Genomic DNA, 17,213 nt, shown 5'->3' with positions numbered 1-17,213 from the left:
CAGGGGACTTCGGTGAAACAGGTCGTACAGAACTACAAGAGCGGCGAGCTGGCGGTGCTCGACGTGCCGGTGCCGGGGTGCAAGCCGGGTGGTGTGCTGGTCCGCAGCGCCTTCTCGCTGATCTCCACCGGGACCGAGCTCATGAAGGTGTCCGAGGCCGGCATGTCGATGCTGGGCAAGGCCCGCTCCCGGCCGGACCAGGTGGCCAAGGTCATGCAGAGCGTGGCCACCAACGGGGTGCCCGCCACCTACCGCAAGGTGATGGGCAAGCTGGACTCCTACACGCCGCTGGGCTACTCGCTGTGCGGGGTGGTCGAGCAGGTCGGCGCCGGCATCGACGACGTGAAGGTCGGCGACCTCGTGGCCTGCGCCGGCAACGAGCACGCCTTGCACGCCGAGCTGAACTGGGTGCCGAAGAACCTCTACGCCCCGGTGCCCGACGGCCTCGCGCCCAGGCACGCGGCCTTCGGCACCGTCGGGTCGATCGCGATGCAGGGCGTCCGCCAGGGCGAGCCGCAGCTCGGCGAAGTCGCGCTGGTCATCGGCCTCGGCCTGATCGGGCAGCTCGTGGTGCAGCTCCTCACCGCCTCGGGAGTCCGCGTCGTCGGCGCCGACCCCGACCCGGCGCGCTGCGAACTCGCCGAGCGCCTGGGCGCCGCGGCCTGCGGCGATCCCGCGTCGGCAGGCGTGGAAGCCACCGTCGCCGAACTCACCGACGGCCACGGCGTGGACCAGGTGTACCTGGCGGCCGGCGGCGGCAGCAACCAGCCCGTCGAGCTGGCCGCCCGCCTGTGCCGGGACCGCGGCCGGGTCGTCGACATCGGCAAGTGCCGCCTGGACCTGCCGTGGAACGCGTACTACGAGAAGGAACTCGACGTCCGCTTCTCCCGCAGTTACGGCCCCGGGCGCTACGACCCGGAGTACGAACTCGAGGGGCGCGACTACCCGATCGGCTACGTGCGCTGGACCGAGCGCCGCAACCTGGCGTGCTTCCTCGACCTCCTCGCCCGCGGCAGCGTCGACGTGGAACCCCTGGTCTCCCACATCGCCGACTTCGATGACGCCGTCGAGACCTACCAGCGGCTGAAGGACGGCGACCTGAAGGCCGTGGCCGTGCTGTTCCGGTACCCCGAACAGGCGGCCGAAAAGGCCGAGGCGGAGGCCCCGGCAGTGGCCGTGCCCGCGGTGAACGTGAAGCGCAGTCCGGCCCGGGCCGCCAAGACGCCGGTGCGCCTCGCGTTCGTCGGCGCCGGCAACTACGCGACGTCGATGCTGCTGCCGCATCTCGCACAGCGCGAGGGCGTCGAGCTGTCGACCGTCGTCACCACGACGGCGCTGTCCGCGGCCAACGCGCAGCGCAAGTTCGGCTTCACCGGGGCGACCACCGATCTCGACGCCGTGCTCGGCGACAAGTCCATCGACGCGGTGTTCGTCGTCACCCGGCACAGCTCGCACGCCGAACTGACCCGGCAGGCCCTCCTGGCCGGCAAGACCGTGTTCGTGGAGAAGCCCCTGGCGCTCACCGAGGACGAACTGGCCGGCGTGCTCGCGGCGGTGGAGGAGTCCGGCAACGACCGGCTGCAGGTGGGTTTCAACCGCCGCTTCGCCCCGCTGCTGCAGGAGGCCAAGAACAGGTTCGGCGCCCGGACCGGTCCGGCAAACCTCCGCTACCTGGTCAACGCGGGCCGATTGCAGCACGGCAGCTGGTACCTCCAACAGGGCACCGAGGGCTCCCGGTTCGCCGGCGAGGGCGGACACTTCATCGACACGGCGAGCTGGCTGCTCGACGCCGACCCGGTCTCGGTGTACGCGACCGCCACGTCCGGCAACGAGGACCTCCAGGTCCTGCTGCGCTACCCGGACGGCTCCTCCGCCACCATCAGCTATGTCACCACAGGCCCCTCCGGCTTCCCCAAGGAGACGCTGGACCTGGTCGCGGACGGCCGCGCGCTGCGGCTCGACGACTTCGTGCGTGCCTCGGTGTACGGCCGTAAGAAGTGGGTCAGTTCGCGGCTGCCCAAGGCCCGGGACAAGGGCCAGAACGCCGAACTGGCCGCGTTCATCAAGGCAGTTCGGACCGGTGATCCGATGCCGGTGCCGCTGGAGTCGCTGGTCGCCACCACGGCGGCCACCCTCGCCGTGCAGGCCGGCCTGGCCGGCGGTGCGCCGGTGACGCTGGCGAGGACTCGATGACCATGAGCGCGGGCTGGTACCTCCGGCGGCTGTCCCGGATGGGACCGCAGGAGGTCGCGGGCCGGGTGGGCGACACGGTGCGCAGACGGCGGTGGCGGTCGGCGCCGCCCGACTGCCCGAGCGTGACCGGCGCCCGGTTCACCGCGGTCCTGCCCGCCGGGACCGTCGCCGCCGTACCGCCGGACGCCGCGAAACGTCTCATTGCCGAGGCGGACCGGCTCATGGACGGGCGCGCCGAGTTCTTCGGCGTGGTCCGCGACGACCTGGCCGACCCGGACTGGCGGCGCGACCCGAAGACCGGGCGCCGGGCTCCGTCGGGCTACGCCTTCGACGTGCCGTACCGCAGCGAGGACGCGGTCGGGGACATCAAGCAGATCTGGGAGCCGTCCCGGCACCAGTACCTCACCCAGCTCGCCGCCGCCTACGCGATCAGCGGGAACGAGCGGTACGCCGAGCGCGTGGCCGAGCACCTGCGGTCGTGGTGGGCGGCCAACCCGCCACTGCGCGGCGTCCATTGGATCAGCGGCATCGAGCTGGGCATCCGGCTGCTGTCCTGGGTGTGGATCCGCCGGCTGCTCGACGGCTGGCCGGGCGCGGCCGGGTTGTTCGAGGACAACCCGGTGGCGCTGAACCAGATCTGGCACCACCAGCGCTGGCTGGCCGCCTTCCCCAGCCGGGGCTCTTCGGCGAACAACCACGTCATCGCCGAGACCGCCGGGCAGTTCGCCGCGGCCTGCGCGTTCGGGTGGTTCCCCTCCTCGGCGCGCTGGCGCGCCGACGCGCTGCGGTCGCTGGACCGGCATCTGCGCGGCAACACCTACGGCTCCGGCCTCAATCGCGAGCTGGCCACCGAGTATCACGGTCTGGTGCTGGAGCTCGGCCTGGCCGCGGTGGCCGAGGCGGACGCCGCCGGAGTGCCGGTTCCCACGTCCGTGCGGCTCGTGCTGCTGCGCATGACGGACGCGCTCGCGGCCGTCGTGGACAGCCGGCTACGGCCGCCGCGCCAGGGGGACGCGGACGACGGGCACGGTCTGATCGTGGACGGCGCGGGCACCGACCGCTGGGCCTCGTTGCTGGCCACCGGCGACGCCGTGTTCGGCCGGCTCGCCTGGTGGCCTGCGGTGACGGGCACCGATGTGCGCACACCGCTGCTGGCCGCGCTCGTCAAACCCAGCGAACTGTCCGTGACCCGCCCGGCGAGCCGACCGGCTCACTTCGCCGACGCGGGCATGACGATCCTGCACGGCCCGGAGGAGATCTGGTGCCGCTGCGACGGCGGCCCGCACGGCTTCCTGTCCATCGCCGCGCACGCCCACGCGGACGCGCTGTCCGTGGAGGTCCGGCACGACGGGGTCGACGTGCTCGCCGACCCGGGGACGTACTGCTATCACGGGCAGCCCGAGTGGCGGCAGTACTTCCGGTCGACCCTCGGCCACAACACCCTGCAGCTGGACGGCGGTGACCAGTCCGTCTCCGGTGGCCCGTTCCTGTGGACCCGGCATGCGCAGAGCCGCGTCCTGATCGCGGACGCGTCCGGCGAGGGCGCGGCCCGCTGGAGTGCCGAGCACGACGGCTACCAGGGCTCCGTGCACCGCCGCCGGGTGGAGCTGACGGCCGAGAGCCAGGAGCTGAGGATCGTGGACGAGGTGCGCGGCCCCCGCCGGGAGGCACGCCTGGCGTTCCACCTCGGCCCGGCGATCACCGCGGACCTGGTGGGAAACCGGGCACAGCTCACCTGGACCCGGGACGGCGAGGACCGTTCAGCGGTGCTCGACCTGCCCGGACAGCTGTCCTGGCAGGCACATCGCGGTGAGACCGGCCCGCCGCTGGGCTGGTACTCCGCCGGCTTCGGGCGCAAGGAACCTGCCACCACCCTGGTCGGCACCGGCTTCACCGACGGCACGGAGGGCTTCACCACCCTGCTCAGGTTCCGCGGCTAGGGGGGCGCATGGAGATCAAGAGGTGGCACTGGGCGTTGGTGGCGGCACCGCTGGCGCTGACCCTGGTGACGGCGACCGGCTGTGAGAGCACGTCGGACGCCCGTGCGAACCCGACCGCCACCGCCGTGCCGACCACGTCCGGGGCGCGGTCCACGGCCGTGGCCCGGGTGTGCGCCAACCCCGTGGCCGGGCCGACGAAGGCGCCGGCGGGTGCGGTGACGGTCGACCCCGCGAAGGTCGGTGACCTGGCGGCGAAGACCAAGAGCAGTCCCCCGAACACCACCTTCTGGCTTCGGCCGGGCAAGCACAGGCTCGACCCGGACCGCTACGCCCAGGTCGTGCCCAAGAAGGGGGACCGCTACCTCGGTGCGCCGGGCGCGGTGCTCGACGGCGGGAAGAAGAACCAGTACGCGTTCAGCGGCAGCGCCCGCAACGTCAGCATCCGCTATCTGACAGTGCAGCATTTCGTGGCCCCGATGGACGAAGGTGTGGTCAACCACGACTCGGCCGACGGGTGGGTGATCGAGGACTCGACGATCCAGGACAACTCCGGTGCCGGGCTGATGGCCGGTGCCCGCCAGCAGGTCCGCGCCAACTGCCTGCGCGACAACGGCCAGTACGGCATGAACGCGTACAAGGGCAAGGGCCGTATCACCGGCCTGGTGGTCGAGGGCAACGAGATCGTCGGCAACAACACCGGCGACTGGGAGCGGCGCAGGCCTGGCTGCGGCTGCACCGGAGGCATCAAGTTCTGGGCCGTCGACGGCGCCGACGTGCGCGGCAACTGGGTGCACGACAACCGCGGAACAGGGTTGTGGGCGGACACCAACAACAACGACTTCCTCATCGAGAACAACGTGCTGGAGGTCAACGACGGTGCCGCGCTGATCTACGAGATCAGCTACAACGCGATCATCCGGAACAACACGATCCGGCGGAACAACTGGGTCGAGGGCCGCAAGGCGGCCGACAGCGGCGACAGCTTCCCGTTCGCGACCGTCTACCTGTCCGAGTCGGGCGGCGAACCACGGATCAAGGCCCGCACCGACAAGATCGAGATCTACCGGAACGTGCTGGAGAACAACTGGTCCGGGATCACCCTGTGGGAGAACGCCGACCGGTTCTGCAACAGCCCGGCCAACACCTCCTCCGGTGACTGCACGTTGCTGGTGAAGAAGACCGCCAGCTGCGCGAAGGCGGCGATCGCCAAGGCACCGCTCTACGCCGACTGCCGATGGAAGACCCAGCGGGTGGACATCCACGACAACCGCTTCGTGCTGGACAAGTCCGTCGTCAAGTGCACGGTGAAGTGCGACCGCATGGCGGTGCTGTCCAACTACGGCACCTATCCGGACTGGTCGCCGTACAAGGGCGAGAAGGTGGCCGACGCGATCACCCAGAAGCAGCACAACCGCTGGCACGACAACGTCTACGTCGGACCGTGGAAGTTCGTCGCCCACGACCCGAGCAAGGTGCTCGACTTCGCCCAGTGGCAGGGCATGCCGTACCGGCAGGACGCGGGGAGCATCCTCCGTGCACAGGACGGTGGTTGAGATGGGCGGAGGTCACACACCGAAGATCGTCGGGACGGTCTGGGGGCTGTTGGTCCTCAACACGCTCGGCTCCGCCGGGGCGAAGACCATCGTCCCGCTGCCGCGCTCCCTCATCCAGATGGTCACCATGGGCGCGCTGGTCGCCGCGTTCGCACTGGCGCTCGCGGTCAATCTCCAACTGCGCATCCGAGCAAGTGCGTACATGTTCCTGCTCACCCTGATCCTGGTGGCGAGCGTGATCTCCAGCGCGCACCTGGAGTCCGGGTTCGGCGCGCTGTTCCGCTGCTTCCGGCTGGCTCTCTTCGTCTGCACGCTGTGGCTGCTCAGCCGCTGGTGGGACGGCAGCCTGACGTTTGTCCGGCACCACATCCGGATGTACTTCGCGGTGCTCGGGTCGGTGGCCCTCGGCCTGGTCGTCTCACCGGGCATGGCCCTGCCCGACCTCTACGGCGGGCGACTGGTCGGCGCGTTGTGGCCGCTCACCCCGCCTCAGATCGGACAGTACGCCGCGGTGATCATCGGGCTCACCGTGCTGCTCCTCCTGAGCCGCCGGACCGACAGGACGAGTGCGGCGGTGGTCATCGTGCCGTCACTCGTCCTGCTCGCGCTGACCCATACCCGGACGGCCACGCTCGGCCTGCTGCTCGGGCTGGCGTTGGCGATCGGCTCGCTCCTGCTCACCAGCGCCGCCGCCCGCCGCTTCTTCACCTGGGCGGTGGTGTGCGCCGCGGTGGCCGCGGTGGGGTTCGCCTCCATGCTGCAGGCGTGGTTCCTGCGCGGACAGAGCAAGGAGAACTTCTCCAGTCTCACCGGCCGGGCCAAGGTCTGGGACGCCCTGCTGGCCGCGCCCCGGACGACGGGGGAGAAGCTGTTCGGCGTAGGCCTGGGCGACAAATCGTTCGGCGGGCTGCCGATCGACAACAGCTGGCTGGCCGTCTACAACGAGCAGGGTCTGGTCGGCGTCACCCTGGTCGCGGTGATCATCATCGTCCTTGGCGGCGTCGCGCTGCTGCGGCCACCGTCCTTGCAGCGGGCCTGCGCGATCTTCCTGATCAGCTACTGCGCGATCGCTTCGTACACCGAGGCCGGTCTCGGTGACGCCTCGCCGTATCTGCTGCATCTGGCCCTGGCCGCCTCGCTGTTGGCGGCACCCGCCGCGGCCGCTCCTCTCGGTACGCCCGAGGCCCCTTCGACGCTCGAAGCCCCTACGACGCCTGAAATCCCTCGACCGCGCGTGCCGCGCTGGGCCCGTGGATCGGAGGTGACCTGAGCATGCGCGTCCTCGTGGTGCACAACCGCTACGCCTCGGCGCAGCCGAGCGGCGAGAACAAGGTCGTCGACCAGGAGGTGGAGCTGCTGCGCGTGGGCGGCCACCAGGTCGAGGTGTTCGAGCGGCGCAGCGACGACATCGGCGCCATGTCCCTGCTCGGCAAGGTCGCGGTGCCGCTGCGGGTGCCGTGGAACCCGGCGGTCCGCACGGAGCTCGCCGCCCGGCTGCGCACCGAGCGGCCGGACGTGGTCCACGTCCACAACGTCTTCCCGCTCCTGTCGCCCGCGGTGCTCGCCGCCTGCGCCGACGCCGGCGTCCCCGCCGTCGCCACGCTGCACAACTACACCCAGGTCTGCCCGCCCGGCACGCTCCAGCGGGACGGCCGGCCGTGCACCGAGTGCGTCGGGTCGGCAGCGCCACTGCCCGCGGTCCGGCACGGCTGCTACCGGAACTCCCGCCTCGCGACGGTGCCGCTCGCGGTCAGCATGTCGGTCAACCGGCGGCGGTGGTGGTCCGGTGTGGAGCGGTTCCTCTGCATCTCCGCGGCGCAGCGCGACGTCCTGGTGCGGGCCGGCATGCCGGCCGAACGGCTGGCGGTGAAGCACAACTTCGTGCCCGACCCGGACGCCCGCCGATCGGGCGACGGCGAACATCTGCTCTATCTGGGCCGACTGGCCGAGGCCAAGGGCGTACGGCTGCTCATGGCCGCGTGGGACGAGATCGCGGCGAGCGGCGGTGTGGGCGTACCGCTCGTGATCGCCGGCACCGGACCACTGGAAGCAGAGGTCACCGCCTGGGCGGCGGGCCGGGACGACGTGCAGTACGTCGGCCTGTACGACACGGCGGAGTGCCAGAAGGCCATCGCGCGATCGGTCGCCGTGGTGGCCCCCTCGACATGGCTGGAGGCGTTCGGTCTGGTGGTCGTGGAGGCGATGGCGGCCGGGGTCCCGGCCGTCGCCGCCGGCCACGGCGCCTTCGTCGAACTCGTCGAGGACGGCGTGACCGGGCTGCTGCACCGACCGGGCGAGTCCGCCTCGCTCGCGTCCTGCCTACGCCGGATCGCGGCCGAACCGAACCGCAACCGGGAGCTGGGCCGGGCGGCCCGGCTCCGTTACGAACAGGGTTTCAGCCCGGCCGTCGGGCTGGAGCGCCTGGTGGAGGAGTACCGCACCGCGATCGCGGTCCGGTCAGCACAGACTCGCGGCGGGGACACCCGCGCGAGCAGGGGGGATGGGAACAGCACATGACACGATGCCGACTCTGCGGCTCGGCGACGCTGGCGAGCGTCGTCGATCTCGGGGCGACCCCGCCGTGCGAGAGCTTCCTCGCCGCGGACGAACTGGACCAGCCGGAACCGGCGTACCCGCTGCACCTGCGGGTCTGCACCGACTGCTGGCTCGCGCAGATCCCTCCGCTGATCACGCCGGAGGAGACGTTCAGCGAGTACGCGTACTTCTCCTCCTTCTCGACCTCCTGGGTGGAGCACGCGCGTACGTTCGTCGCAGACGCCGTACAGCGGGTGGGGCTCGGCCCCGACGCCTTCGTGGTCGAGGTCGCGAGCAATGACGGGTACCTGCTGAGGCATGTGGTGGACCGGGGGATCCGCTGCCTCGGCATCGAGCCGTCGGTGAACGTCGGCGCCGCGGCGCGAGACGCGGGTGTGCCCACGCTCACGGAGTTCCTGGACCCGGACACCGGCGCCGCCGTCCGCGAAGAGCACGGCCCGGCCGACCTGGTCGTGGCCAACAACGTGTACGCGCACATCCCCGACGTGGTCGGGTTCACCCAGGGGCTGCGCGCCCTGGTCGCCGACGACGGCTGGGTCTCCATCGAGGTGCAGCACCTGCTGACCCTGATCGAGGAGAACCAGTACGACACGATCTACCACGAGCACTTCCAGTACTACACGGTCGCGTCCGCGACCCGGGCGCTGGCGAGCGGCGGACTCACGCTCGTGGACGTCGAGTTGCTGCCCACGCACGGCGGCTCGATCCGGCTGTGGGCCCGGCCGGCCGAGGTGGCCGGCGAGCCGTCCCAGCGGGTGGCCGACGTGCTGGCCCGTGAGAAGGCCGCCGGGCTGCAGGAGCTGTCCGGGTACGCCGAGTTCTCCGCTCGGGTGGCCAAGGTGCGCCGGGACCTCCTGCGGTTCCTCATTGAGGCGGCCGAGCGCGGCGAGACGGTCGTCGGCTACGGCGCCCCGGGCAAGGGCAACACCCTGCTCAACCACTGCGGTATCCGGCCCGACCTGCTCGCGTACACGGTCGACCGCAACCCGTACAAGCACGGCAGGTTCACCCCGGGCACCCGCATCCCGATCCTGCCGCCCGAGCAGATAGCCGCCGACAAGCCGGACTATGTCCTCGTCCTCCCGTGGAACCTGCGGGCCGAGCTGGTCGAGCAGCTGTCCTTCGTGCACGACTGGGGCGGTCGGCTGGTCTTTCCCATCCCGGAACTGAGCATTGTCGAGGTCAAGTCATGAAGGTCGTTCTGTTCTGCGGCGGTTACGGGATGCGGATGCGGAGCGGCGCCGCAGACGACGTGCCCAAGCCGATGTCGATGGTCGGCCCGCGACCGCTGATCTGGCACGTCATGCGCTACTACGCGCACTTCGGGCACACGGAGTTCATTCTGTGCCTCGGGTACGGGGCGCACCACATCAAGGACTTCTTCCTCAACTACGAGGAGACGACGTCCAACGACTTCGTGCTGCGCAACGGGCAGACCGAGCTGCTGTCCACCGACATCGCCGACTGGACGATCACGTTCGCGCAGACCGGCATCGAGTCACCGATCGGGGAGCGGCTGCGCCGGGTGCGGCACCACCTGGACGGCGACGAGATGTTCCTCGCCAACTACGCCGACGTGCTCACTGACGCCCCGCTGCCGGAGATGATCGACCGGTTCGCCCGGCGCGACGCCGGTGCGTCGATGATGGTGGTGCCGCCGCAGTCCTCGTTCCACTGCGTGGAACTGGGCGAGGACGGCCTGGTGGGGGGCATCACCGCGGTGAGCGACATGCCGCTGTGGGAGAACGGTGGCTACTTCGTGCTCCGCCAGGAGGTCTTCGACCACATCCCGGAGAACGGGGACCTGGTCGCCGACGGATGTGCCCAACTGGCCAAGCGCGGGCGGCTGGTGGCGCATCAGCACCGCGGCTTCTGGAAGCCGACCGACACCGTGAAGGAGCGGGCGGCGCTCGACGCCGCCTACACCCAGGGCGACCGCCCGTGGGCCGTGTGGGAACGGGACGGCGCGGGGGCGAACCCCAAGGTGAGGACCGCATGATCCAGCTCAGCGCCGGACCCCTGGACCGGATCGTCGCGGTAGGCGCGCACTGCGACGACATCGCCATCGGCGCCGGGGGCACGCTGCTCGCGATGTGCCTCGCGCGGCCGGGTATCCGCGTCGACGCGCTGGTGCTCTCCGGCGGTGGCAGCGAGCGGGAGGAGGAGGAGCGGGCCGCGCTCGCCGCCTTCTGCCCGGGTGCCGAACTGCGCCTGACCGTCCTCAAGTTGCCTGATGGCCGACTGCCCGTGCACTGGGACGAGGCCAAGGCCGCGGTCGAGGAACTGCGCGAGCGGACCGAGCCGGACCTGGTCCTCGCTCCGCGTACCGATGACGCGCACCAGGACCACCGCGGCCTGGCGAAGCTGATGACCACCGCGTTCCGCGACCACCTCGTGCTCCGCTACGAGATCGTCAAGTGGGACGGCGATCTCGGCCGTCCGTCGGCGTACCAGCCGCTGTCACCGGAGATCGCCGAACAAAAAGTGCGGCTGCTGCAGGAGCACTACCCCTCGCAACGGCACCGGCCCTGGTACGACCGGGAGGCCTTCCTCGGCCTCGCACGGATCCGCGGCATCGAATGCCACGCCCGCTACGCCGAGGCGTTCACCGTCACCAAACTCACGCTCAATCTGGGGGACTGAACTTTGCGCGTACTGCTCACCGGACACCAGGGCTACCTGGGCACCGTGATGGCCCCGGTACTCACGGCCGCCGGGCACGAGGTCGTCGGTCTTGACGCCGGCCTGTTCGCCGACTGCGTCCTTGGCCCGACGCCCGCGGACCCGTCCGGGCATCGCGTGGACCTGCGCGACGTCACGGCCGAGCACGTGGCCGGGGTGGACGCCGTGATCCACCTGGCCGCGCTGTCCAACGACCCGCTGGGATCGCTGGCACCGGAGCTCACCTACGACATCAACCACCACGCGTCCGTACGCCTTGCCCGGCTGGCCCGCGACGCCGGAGTGCGGCGCTTCCTGTACGCGTCGACCTGCTCGGTCTACGGCGCCGCCGGCGGCGACGACCTGGTGACCGAGGACGCCCCGCTGCGCCCGGTGACGCCGTACGCCGAGTCCAAGGTGCGGGTGGAGGACGACCTGCACGCGCTCTCCGACAGCGACTTCAGCCCGGTGTTCATGCGCAACGCCACCGCCTTCGGCTACTCACCCCGGCTGCGCGCCGACATCGTGCTGAACAACCTGGTGGGCCACGCGCTCCTGTCCGGCGAGGTGCTGGTGCTCTCCGACGGCACCCCCTGGCGCCCGCTGGTGCACGCCGCCGACATCGCACGGGCCTTCACGGCCGCGCTGACCGCGCCGCGCGAAGCGGTGCACGACCGGGCGTTCAACATCGGCAGCGAGATCAACAACGTCACGGTCGCCGAGATCGCCGAGCAGGTCGCCGAGGCGGTGGACGGCTCGAAGGTGGTGATCACCGGGGAGACCGGGGCCGATCCGCGGTCGTACCGGGTGGACTTCTCCCGGTTCCGCGCCGCGATCCCCGGCTTCGACTGCGAGTGGACGGTGAAGCAGGGCGCGCTCGAACTCGCCGACGCCTACCAGAAGCACGGGCTGACCCGGGAGGACTTCGAGCGACGCTTCACCCGCCTTGCCGTGCTGCGCGCTGCGTCCGACGCCGGCGCCGTCGACGACACCCTGCGGTGGCGCCGATGACCAAGGCCGGCGAAGAGATGCACGCGCTGGTGGAGCGGCTGTACCCGCTGTGCCGGAGCATCACGGGGGACGGTGTGCGCGCCACCCTGGACATCGTCGGCGAGTACGTCCCGCTGCAGGTGCACGAGGTGCCGACCGGGACGCAGGTGCTCGACTGGACGGTGCCACAGGAGTGGAACATCCGGGACGCGTACATCGCCGACACCGCCGGCAACCGGGTCGTCGACTTCGCCGCGTCCAGCCTGCACGTGCTCGGCTACAGCGTGCCGGTGTCGACGACCATGCCGCTGGCCGAGCTGCGCGCGCACCTGCACACCCTGCCGGACCACCCGACCTGGGTGCCGTACCGCACCAGCTACTACACGCCGGAATGGGGCTTCTGCCTGGCCCAGGAGACCTTGGACGCGCTGCCGGACGGCGACTACGAGGTACGCATCGACTCCACCCTCGCGGACGGCCACCTCACCTATGCCGAGTACGTGGTCCCCGGGCAGGTCCCCGACGAGGTGATCGTCTCCTGCCACGTCTGCCACCCGTCGCTGGCCAACGACAACCTGGCCGGCATCGCGGTGGCGACGTTCCTGGCCCGGGAACTGGCGGAGCAAACGCCGTACTACACCTACCGGTTCATCTACGCGCCCGGCACCATCGGGGCGATCACCTGGCTCGCGCGCAACGCGGAGCGGGTGGAACGGGTCAAGCACGGGCTCGTGCTGGCCTGCGCCGGCGACTCGGGCCAACTGACGTACAAGCAGAGCAGACGCGGCGACGCGGAGATCGACCGGGTGATGCGGCATGTGCTGGCCGCCTCCGAACGACCGCACCACGTCACCGAGTTCACTCCGTACGGCTACGACGAGCGGCAATACTGCTCGCCCGGGTTCGACCTCGGCGTGGGCTCGCTCAGCCGGACCCCGTACGCCGGCTACCCCGAGTACCACACCTCGGCGGACAACCCGGACTTCGTCTCCCCGGAGGCGATGGCGGACACGCTCGCCGTCTGCCGCGAGGCGTTCGCCGTCCTTGACCGCAACCGGCGGTACGTCAACCTCAGCCCCTACGGCGAACCGCAGCTGGGCAGGCGCGGGTTGTACGACTCGCTCGGCGGCCGCAGCGACGCGAAGCAGGCCCAGATGGCCATGCTCTGGGTGCTCAGCCTCTCCGAGGGCGAGCACAGTCTGCTGGACGTCGCCGAGCGGTCCGGGCTGCCGTTCAGCGCCGTCGCCGCCGCGGCCGACGCCCTGCACGGCGCCGGGCTGATCAAGGCATGACGCCGATGACCACCGAGGGGGAGAATCCGCGGACAACGGCGTCACCGGCCGGATCCGCCAAGCGGGCCCTCGTCGGCCGGCTGTCCTGGGGACTGGCCGACCAGGCGGCCTCCAGCATCAGCAACTTCGTGGTGGGCATCTACGTGGCCCGCTCGCTGGGGGTCACCGCGTTCGGCGTGTTCAGCCTCGCCTGGGTGACCTACGGCGTGGTGCTCAACGTCTCCCGCGGCCTTGCCACCGATCCGCTCGTGGTGCGCTTCAGTGGCGTGCCGGACGCGTCCTGGCGCGGGGCGGTGGCCCGGTCGTCGGGTACCGCACTCGGCGTAGGCGCAGCGATCGGCGCGGTGTGTCTGGTGGCCGGGCTCGGCCTCGGCGGCCGGCTGGGGCCCGCGTTCGCAGCCCTTGGTGTCATGTTGCCGGGGCTGCTGCTCCAGGACGCCTGGCGGTTCTCGTTCTTCGCCGCCGGCGCCGGGCGGAAGGCGTTCGTCAACGACGTCGTGTGGGGTGTCGCGCTCGTCCCGGCCATGGTCGTGGCGGCCCGCGTGGGCAGCGTGGCCGCTTTCGTGCTCGCCTGGGGCGCGTCCGCCACGGTGGCGGCGGGGTACGGCTACCTCCAGTCCGGCATCCGGCCCCGGCTGACCGAGGCGCGCGGTTGGCTTCGCGAGCAGCGCGATCTCGGCTACCGGTATCTGGTCGAGAACGTCAGCCTCAGCGGCGCCAGCCAGCTGCGGGCGTACGGGCTCGGCGCGATCGTCGGGATCGGCGCGGTGGGCGCGGTGCGGGGCGCCGAGCTCCTGATGGGCCCATTCCTCGCCGTGCTGATGGGTCTTTCGCTGGTCACCGTCCCGGAGGCGGCACGGGTGCTGCGGCAGGCCCCGCAGCGGCTGGGGAAGTTCTGCCTCCTCCTTGGCGGCGGGCAGGCCGCCGCCGCGCTGCTCTGGGGCGGGTCCCTGCTGCTGATGCCGGACCGGCTCGGTGAGTTCGTGCTCGGCGACGTCTGGCACTCCGCCTCGCAGCTCATCGTGCCGATCACCTTCAGCGTCGCGGGCGCCGGCCTCGGCACCGGCGCGGCTGCCGGGCTGCGCGCGCTCGGCGCGGCCCGGCGCAGCCTGCGCTCCCAGCTGTTCGCCTCCGCCTGCTATGTCAGCGGCGGGCTCGGCGGGGCGGCCGTCGCCGGCACGGTCGGCTCGGCCTGGGGCGTCGCCGCCGCGACCGTCAGCGGCTCGGCCGTGTGGTGGCTGCAACTGCGGTCCGCCCTGCGCGAGCGCCACCACCACTCCATCCCCGAAGTGAGGACTTCATGACCGCCCAACCCAGGCTGAGCATCGGCCTGCCCGTCTACAACGGCGAGGAGTACCTGGCCGAGTCGCTCGACGCCCTGCTCGGCCAGACCTACGAGGACTTCGAGCTGGTCATCTCCGACAACGCCTCGACCGACGGGACCGAGGACATCTGCCGCCGGTACGCAGCCAAGGACTCGCGCATCCGCTACCTGCGGCTGCCCCGGAACATCGGCGCCACGCCGAACCACAACCGTGTGTTCGACGAATGCCGCGGCGAGCTGTTCAAGTGGGCCTCGCACGACGACCTGTACGGCCGCGACCTGCTACGGCGCTGCGTGGAGGCGCTGGACGAGCGGCCCGACGTGATCCTCGCGCACAGCGGCCAGGCGGTCATCGACGGCGACGGCCAGGTGAAGGTCCCGTACGAGTACGGGCTCGCCACCGACTCGCCGCACCCGCCGGAGCGCTTCCGCAGTCTGCTGTTCGAGCCGGGCGGCGACGACTTCTACGGGGTGATGCGGGCGGACGTGCTGCGCCGGGTGAAGCCGATGGACAGCTACCACCACGCGGACCGCACGTTCGTCGCCGAGATCACCCTGCACGGGCCCTTCCACCAGGTGCCGGAGCTGCTGTACTTCCGCCGAGACCACCCCACCCGCGCCGAGCGGGCGAACCCGTCCAAGCGCTCCCGGTGCGTCAACCTGGATCCGCGCCGGGCAGGCCTGCTGCACCCGACGCCCCGGCTGCTCGCCGAGTACATCTGGGGCTTCGCTTCGGCGATCCGGCGGGCGCCGTTGTCCCCGGCCGACCGGCGTGCGTGCTACCGCCACCTGGCCGGATGGATGACCAGCCGGGTCCGGCCGGGCGCCGGCGAGCGGGTCGAGGACCGCGCCCCGGTCGACCCGGGCCTGCTCACCGTCTCCGTCGACGCCCTCGTCGCCGGCCGTGAGGGGAGGCAGGCATGACGTCAGCGGACAAGGCTCGGGTGCGCGTAGGGCTGTTCGGCCTGCTCGGCTCCGGCAACCTCGGCAACGACGGATCGCTCGAGGCCGTACTCGGGTACCTCCGCGCCGAGCACCCGGACGCGGTCGTGGACGCGCTGTGCGGCGGACCCGAGGTCGTCACGGCCCGGTACGGGATCCCCGCGACGCGGCTGCACTGGAACCGCGGGGAGTACCGGACCGCGTCGCGGGCGGCCGCGATCGCCGCGAAGGGCCTGGGAAAACTCGTCGACGTCTTCCGCACCGCCGCCTGGGTGCGCCGGCACGACGTGGTGATCGTGCCGGGCATGGGCGTCCTGGAGGCCACCCTGCCACTGCGGCCGTGGGGCTTCCCGTACTCGCTGTTCCTGCTCTGCGCGAGCGGCCGGCTGATGCGCACCCGGGTCGCGCTGGTCAGCGTCGGCGCCGCCGAAATCCGCAACCGGCCGACCCGCGCCCTGGTCCGCTGGTCGGGCCGCCTGGCCGCCTACCGGTCCTACCGGGACGCCCAGTCCCGGGACGCGATGCGGGCGATGGGCGTGAACACCGCGCGCGACGAGGTGTATCCGGATCTGGCGTTCTCCTTGCCGACACCGCCCGCGAAAGCGCCCTCGGACGTGCCGGGCACGGTCTGCGTCGGCGTCATGGACTTCCACGGCGGCAACGACGACCGCGCCCGGGCGGACGAGATCTACCGGCGCTATCTCGACGGGACGATCCGGTTCGTCCGCACCCTGGTCGAGGAGGGCAGGCCGGTCCGGCTGCTCACCGGCGACCGGTGCGATGCGACGGTGGTCGCCGCGATCCTCGACGCGGTGGACTCCCCGCTGGTCACCGCCGCCGAACCGGCCTCACTGGCCGACCTGATGAACGAGATGGTGGCCGCAGACACCGTAGTAGCAGTCAGGTACCACAACCTGATCTGCGCGCTGAAGACCGGAACGCCGGTGCTCGCGCTCAGCTACGCGGCGAAGAGCGAAGCGCTCATGGACCGGATGGGTCTAGGCGCGTACTGCCACCCGGCGCGCGAGGTCGACGCCGACCGGCTCCTTGAGCAGTTCCGGGCGCTGGAGAAGCGATCGCCCGAGCTGCGGCAGACCCTCGCCGAGCGGAACCTGGCCGCCGCACGCCAACTGGACGACCAGTTCAGCTCATTGACCACGGCCGTGTTCCCCGCGACCCACCACACCCACGCCCGCCAGGAGTCTCCATGAAAGCGACCGAAGTCCCGGAGATCGCCGGCGCGTATCTCTTCGAGCCGACGCCGTACACCGACGAACGCGGCTTCTTCTGCCGCACCTTCGACGCCGACGTGGTCCGCTCGGTGGGCCTCGACCCGGACGCCTTCGTCCAGGACAGCCTGTCCCGCTCGGTCCAGGGCGTGCTGCGCGGCCTGCACCTGCGCTCCGGCGCCGGCGAGGCCAAGCTGGTGAGGTGCTCGTACGGGCGGATCTTCGACGTCGTAGTGGACCTGCGGCCGGATTCTCCCACCTACCGCAACTGGGCCTCCTTCGAACTCACAGGAGAAACACAACCAACTCTTTACATTCCCGCGGGATGCGCGCACGGTTTTCAAGCACTGACCGACACCGCCGACACCTCGTACCGGATCGACCGCCCGCACGATCCGGCCGAGGACGTGACCATCGCCTTCGACGACCCCGAGCTCGCCATCCCCTGGCCGCTGCCGGTCGCCCTGATGTCCCAACGGGACCGAGAGGCGCCCAGCCTCGCCGAGGTCCTGAAGCACAGAGAAAGTTGAGGT

The 17,213-nt window shown here is 71.1% G+C and carries 14 protein-coding genes; all 14 read left to right on the top strand.

Translation table 11 applies throughout. The features are described 5' to 3' along the window. Positions 1 to 12: 12 nt before the first annotated feature. Genes AB5J50_RS07930 through rfbC form a run of 14 tightly spaced genes read left to right on the top strand, consistent with a single transcriptional unit; the run spans position 13 to position 17,210 of the window. A complete protein-coding gene (locus AB5J50_RS07930; RefSeq protein WP_369256233.1) occupies positions 13 to 2,193 on the top strand; it encodes a bi-domain-containing oxidoreductase in 2,181 nt (726 codons plus the stop codon). Beyond that, positions 2,190 to 4,133, top strand: coding sequence for an alginate lyase family protein (locus AB5J50_RS07925; RefSeq protein ID WP_369256231.1), 1,944 nt, complete (start codon positions 2,190 to 2,192; stop codon positions 4,131 to 4,133). The genes AB5J50_RS07930 and AB5J50_RS07925 overlap by 4 nt, the downstream gene beginning before the upstream one ends. Positions 4,134 to 4,141: 8 nt before the next feature. Beyond that, a complete protein-coding gene (locus AB5J50_RS07920) occupies positions 4,142 to 5,686 on the top strand; it encodes a right-handed parallel beta-helix repeat-containing protein (protein ID WP_369256229.1) in 1,545 nt (514 codons plus the stop codon). Between the two features lies 1 nt (position 5,687). Further along, positions 5,688 to 6,956, top strand: a complete 1,269-nt coding sequence (locus tag AB5J50_RS07915; RefSeq protein ID WP_369256227.1) for an O-antigen ligase domain-containing protein — start codon at positions 5,688 to 5,690, stop codon at positions 6,954 to 6,956. Positions 6,957 to 6,958: 2 nt separating this feature from the next. Further along, the gene (locus AB5J50_RS07910; RefSeq protein WP_369256225.1) at positions 6,959 to 8,203 is read left to right on the top strand and encodes a glycosyltransferase; all 1,245 of its coding nucleotides are present in this window, start codon (positions 6,959 to 6,961) and stop codon (positions 8,201 to 8,203) included. Beyond that, positions 8,200 to 9,435, top strand: coding sequence for a class I SAM-dependent methyltransferase (locus AB5J50_RS07905; protein WP_369256223.1), 1,236 nt, complete (start codon positions 8,200 to 8,202; stop codon positions 9,433 to 9,435). Before AB5J50_RS07910 ends, AB5J50_RS07905 begins: the two co-directional genes overlap by 4 nt. Continuing rightward, positions 9,432 to 10,241, top strand: coding sequence for a glucose-1-phosphate cytidylyltransferase (locus AB5J50_RS07900; RefSeq protein WP_369256221.1), 810 nt, complete (start codon positions 9,432 to 9,434; stop codon positions 10,239 to 10,241). The genes AB5J50_RS07905 and AB5J50_RS07900 overlap by 4 nt, the downstream gene beginning before the upstream one ends. Continuing rightward, positions 10,238 to 10,885, top strand: coding sequence for a PIG-L deacetylase family protein (locus tag AB5J50_RS07895; protein ID WP_369256219.1), 648 nt, complete (start codon positions 10,238 to 10,240; stop codon positions 10,883 to 10,885). Before AB5J50_RS07900 ends, AB5J50_RS07895 begins: the two co-directional genes overlap by 4 nt. Before the next feature lie 3 nt (positions 10,886 to 10,888). Further along, positions 10,889 to 11,914: an NAD-dependent epimerase/dehydratase family protein gene (locus tag AB5J50_RS07890; RefSeq protein WP_369256217.1), complete on the top strand. Its 1,026-nt coding sequence runs from the start codon at positions 10,889 to 10,891 to the stop codon at positions 11,912 to 11,914. Further along, positions 11,911 to 13,185, top strand: a complete 1,275-nt coding sequence (locus AB5J50_RS07885) for a DUF4910 domain-containing protein (protein ID WP_369256215.1) — start codon at positions 11,911 to 11,913, stop codon at positions 13,183 to 13,185. Before AB5J50_RS07890 ends, AB5J50_RS07885 begins: the two co-directional genes overlap by 4 nt. Before the next feature lie 5 nt (positions 13,186 to 13,190). Then, on the top strand, positions 13,191 to 14,489 hold the full coding sequence (locus AB5J50_RS07880) for a hypothetical protein (protein WP_369265331.1): 1,299 nt from the start codon (positions 13,191 to 13,193) through the stop codon (positions 14,487 to 14,489). Then, entirely contained in the window at positions 14,486 to 15,433 is a 948-nt protein-coding gene (locus AB5J50_RS07875) for a glycosyltransferase family 2 protein (RefSeq protein WP_369256213.1), read from the top strand. Before AB5J50_RS07880 ends, AB5J50_RS07875 begins: the two co-directional genes overlap by 4 nt. Continuing rightward, positions 15,430 to 16,662: a polysaccharide pyruvyl transferase family protein gene (locus AB5J50_RS07870; RefSeq protein WP_369256211.1), complete on the top strand. Its 1,233-nt coding sequence runs from the start codon at positions 15,430 to 15,432 to the stop codon at positions 16,660 to 16,662. Before AB5J50_RS07875 ends, AB5J50_RS07870 begins: the two co-directional genes overlap by 4 nt. After that, positions 16,659 to 17,210, top strand: a complete 552-nt coding sequence (gene rfbC / locus AB5J50_RS07865; RefSeq protein ID WP_369256209.1) for a dTDP-4-dehydrorhamnose 3,5-epimerase — start codon at positions 16,659 to 16,661, stop codon at positions 17,208 to 17,210. The genes AB5J50_RS07870 and rfbC overlap by 4 nt, the downstream gene beginning before the upstream one ends. Positions 17,211 to 17,213 lie beyond the last annotated feature (3 nt).

The sequence above is a fragment of the Streptomyces sp. R35 genome (assembly GCF_041053035.1).
Taxonomy (GTDB): Bacteria; Actinomycetota; Actinomycetes; order Streptomycetales; family Streptomycetaceae; genus Streptomyces; species Streptomyces lutosisoli.
The sequence above is the reverse complement of the archived record's forward strand: the minus strand, read 5'-3'. Positions and strand labels throughout refer to the sequence as shown.

Excerpts from the sequence above, each read along its gene's own strand:
- AB5J50_RS07925 (WP_369256231.1), top strand. The coding sequence starts at position 2,190 with ATGACCATGAGCGCGGGCTGGTACCTCCGGCGGCTGTCCCGGATGGGA.
- AB5J50_RS07920 (WP_369256229.1), top strand. The coding sequence starts at position 4,142 with ATGGAGATCAAGAGGTGGCACTGGGCGTTGGTGGCGGCACCGCTGGCG.
- AB5J50_RS07915 (WP_369256227.1), top strand. The coding sequence starts at position 5,688 with ATGGGCGGAGGTCACACACCGAAGATCGTCGGGACGGTCTGGGGGCTG.
- AB5J50_RS07910 (WP_369256225.1), top strand. The coding sequence starts at position 6,959 with ATGCGCGTCCTCGTGGTGCACAACCGCTACGCCTCGGCGCAGCCGAGC.
- AB5J50_RS07905 (WP_369256223.1), top strand. The coding sequence starts at position 8,200 with ATGACACGATGCCGACTCTGCGGCTCGGCGACGCTGGCGAGCGTCGTC.
- AB5J50_RS07900 (WP_369256221.1), top strand. The coding sequence starts at position 9,432 with ATGAAGGTCGTTCTGTTCTGCGGCGGTTACGGGATGCGGATGCGGAGC.
- AB5J50_RS07895 (WP_369256219.1), top strand. The coding sequence starts at position 10,238 with ATGATCCAGCTCAGCGCCGGACCCCTGGACCGGATCGTCGCGGTAGGC.
- AB5J50_RS07885 (WP_369256215.1), top strand. The coding sequence starts at position 11,911 with ATGACCAAGGCCGGCGAAGAGATGCACGCGCTGGTGGAGCGGCTGTAC.
- AB5J50_RS07880 (WP_369265331.1), top strand. The coding sequence starts at position 13,191 with ATGACCACCGAGGGGGAGAATCCGCGGACAACGGCGTCACCGGCCGGA.
- AB5J50_RS07875 (WP_369256213.1), top strand. The coding sequence starts at position 14,486 with ATGACCGCCCAACCCAGGCTGAGCATCGGCCTGCCCGTCTACAACGGC.
- AB5J50_RS07870 (WP_369256211.1), top strand. The coding sequence starts at position 15,430 with ATGACGTCAGCGGACAAGGCTCGGGTGCGCGTAGGGCTGTTCGGCCTG.
- rfbC (WP_369256209.1), top strand. The coding sequence starts at position 16,659 with ATGAAAGCGACCGAAGTCCCGGAGATCGCCGGCGCGTATCTCTTCGAG.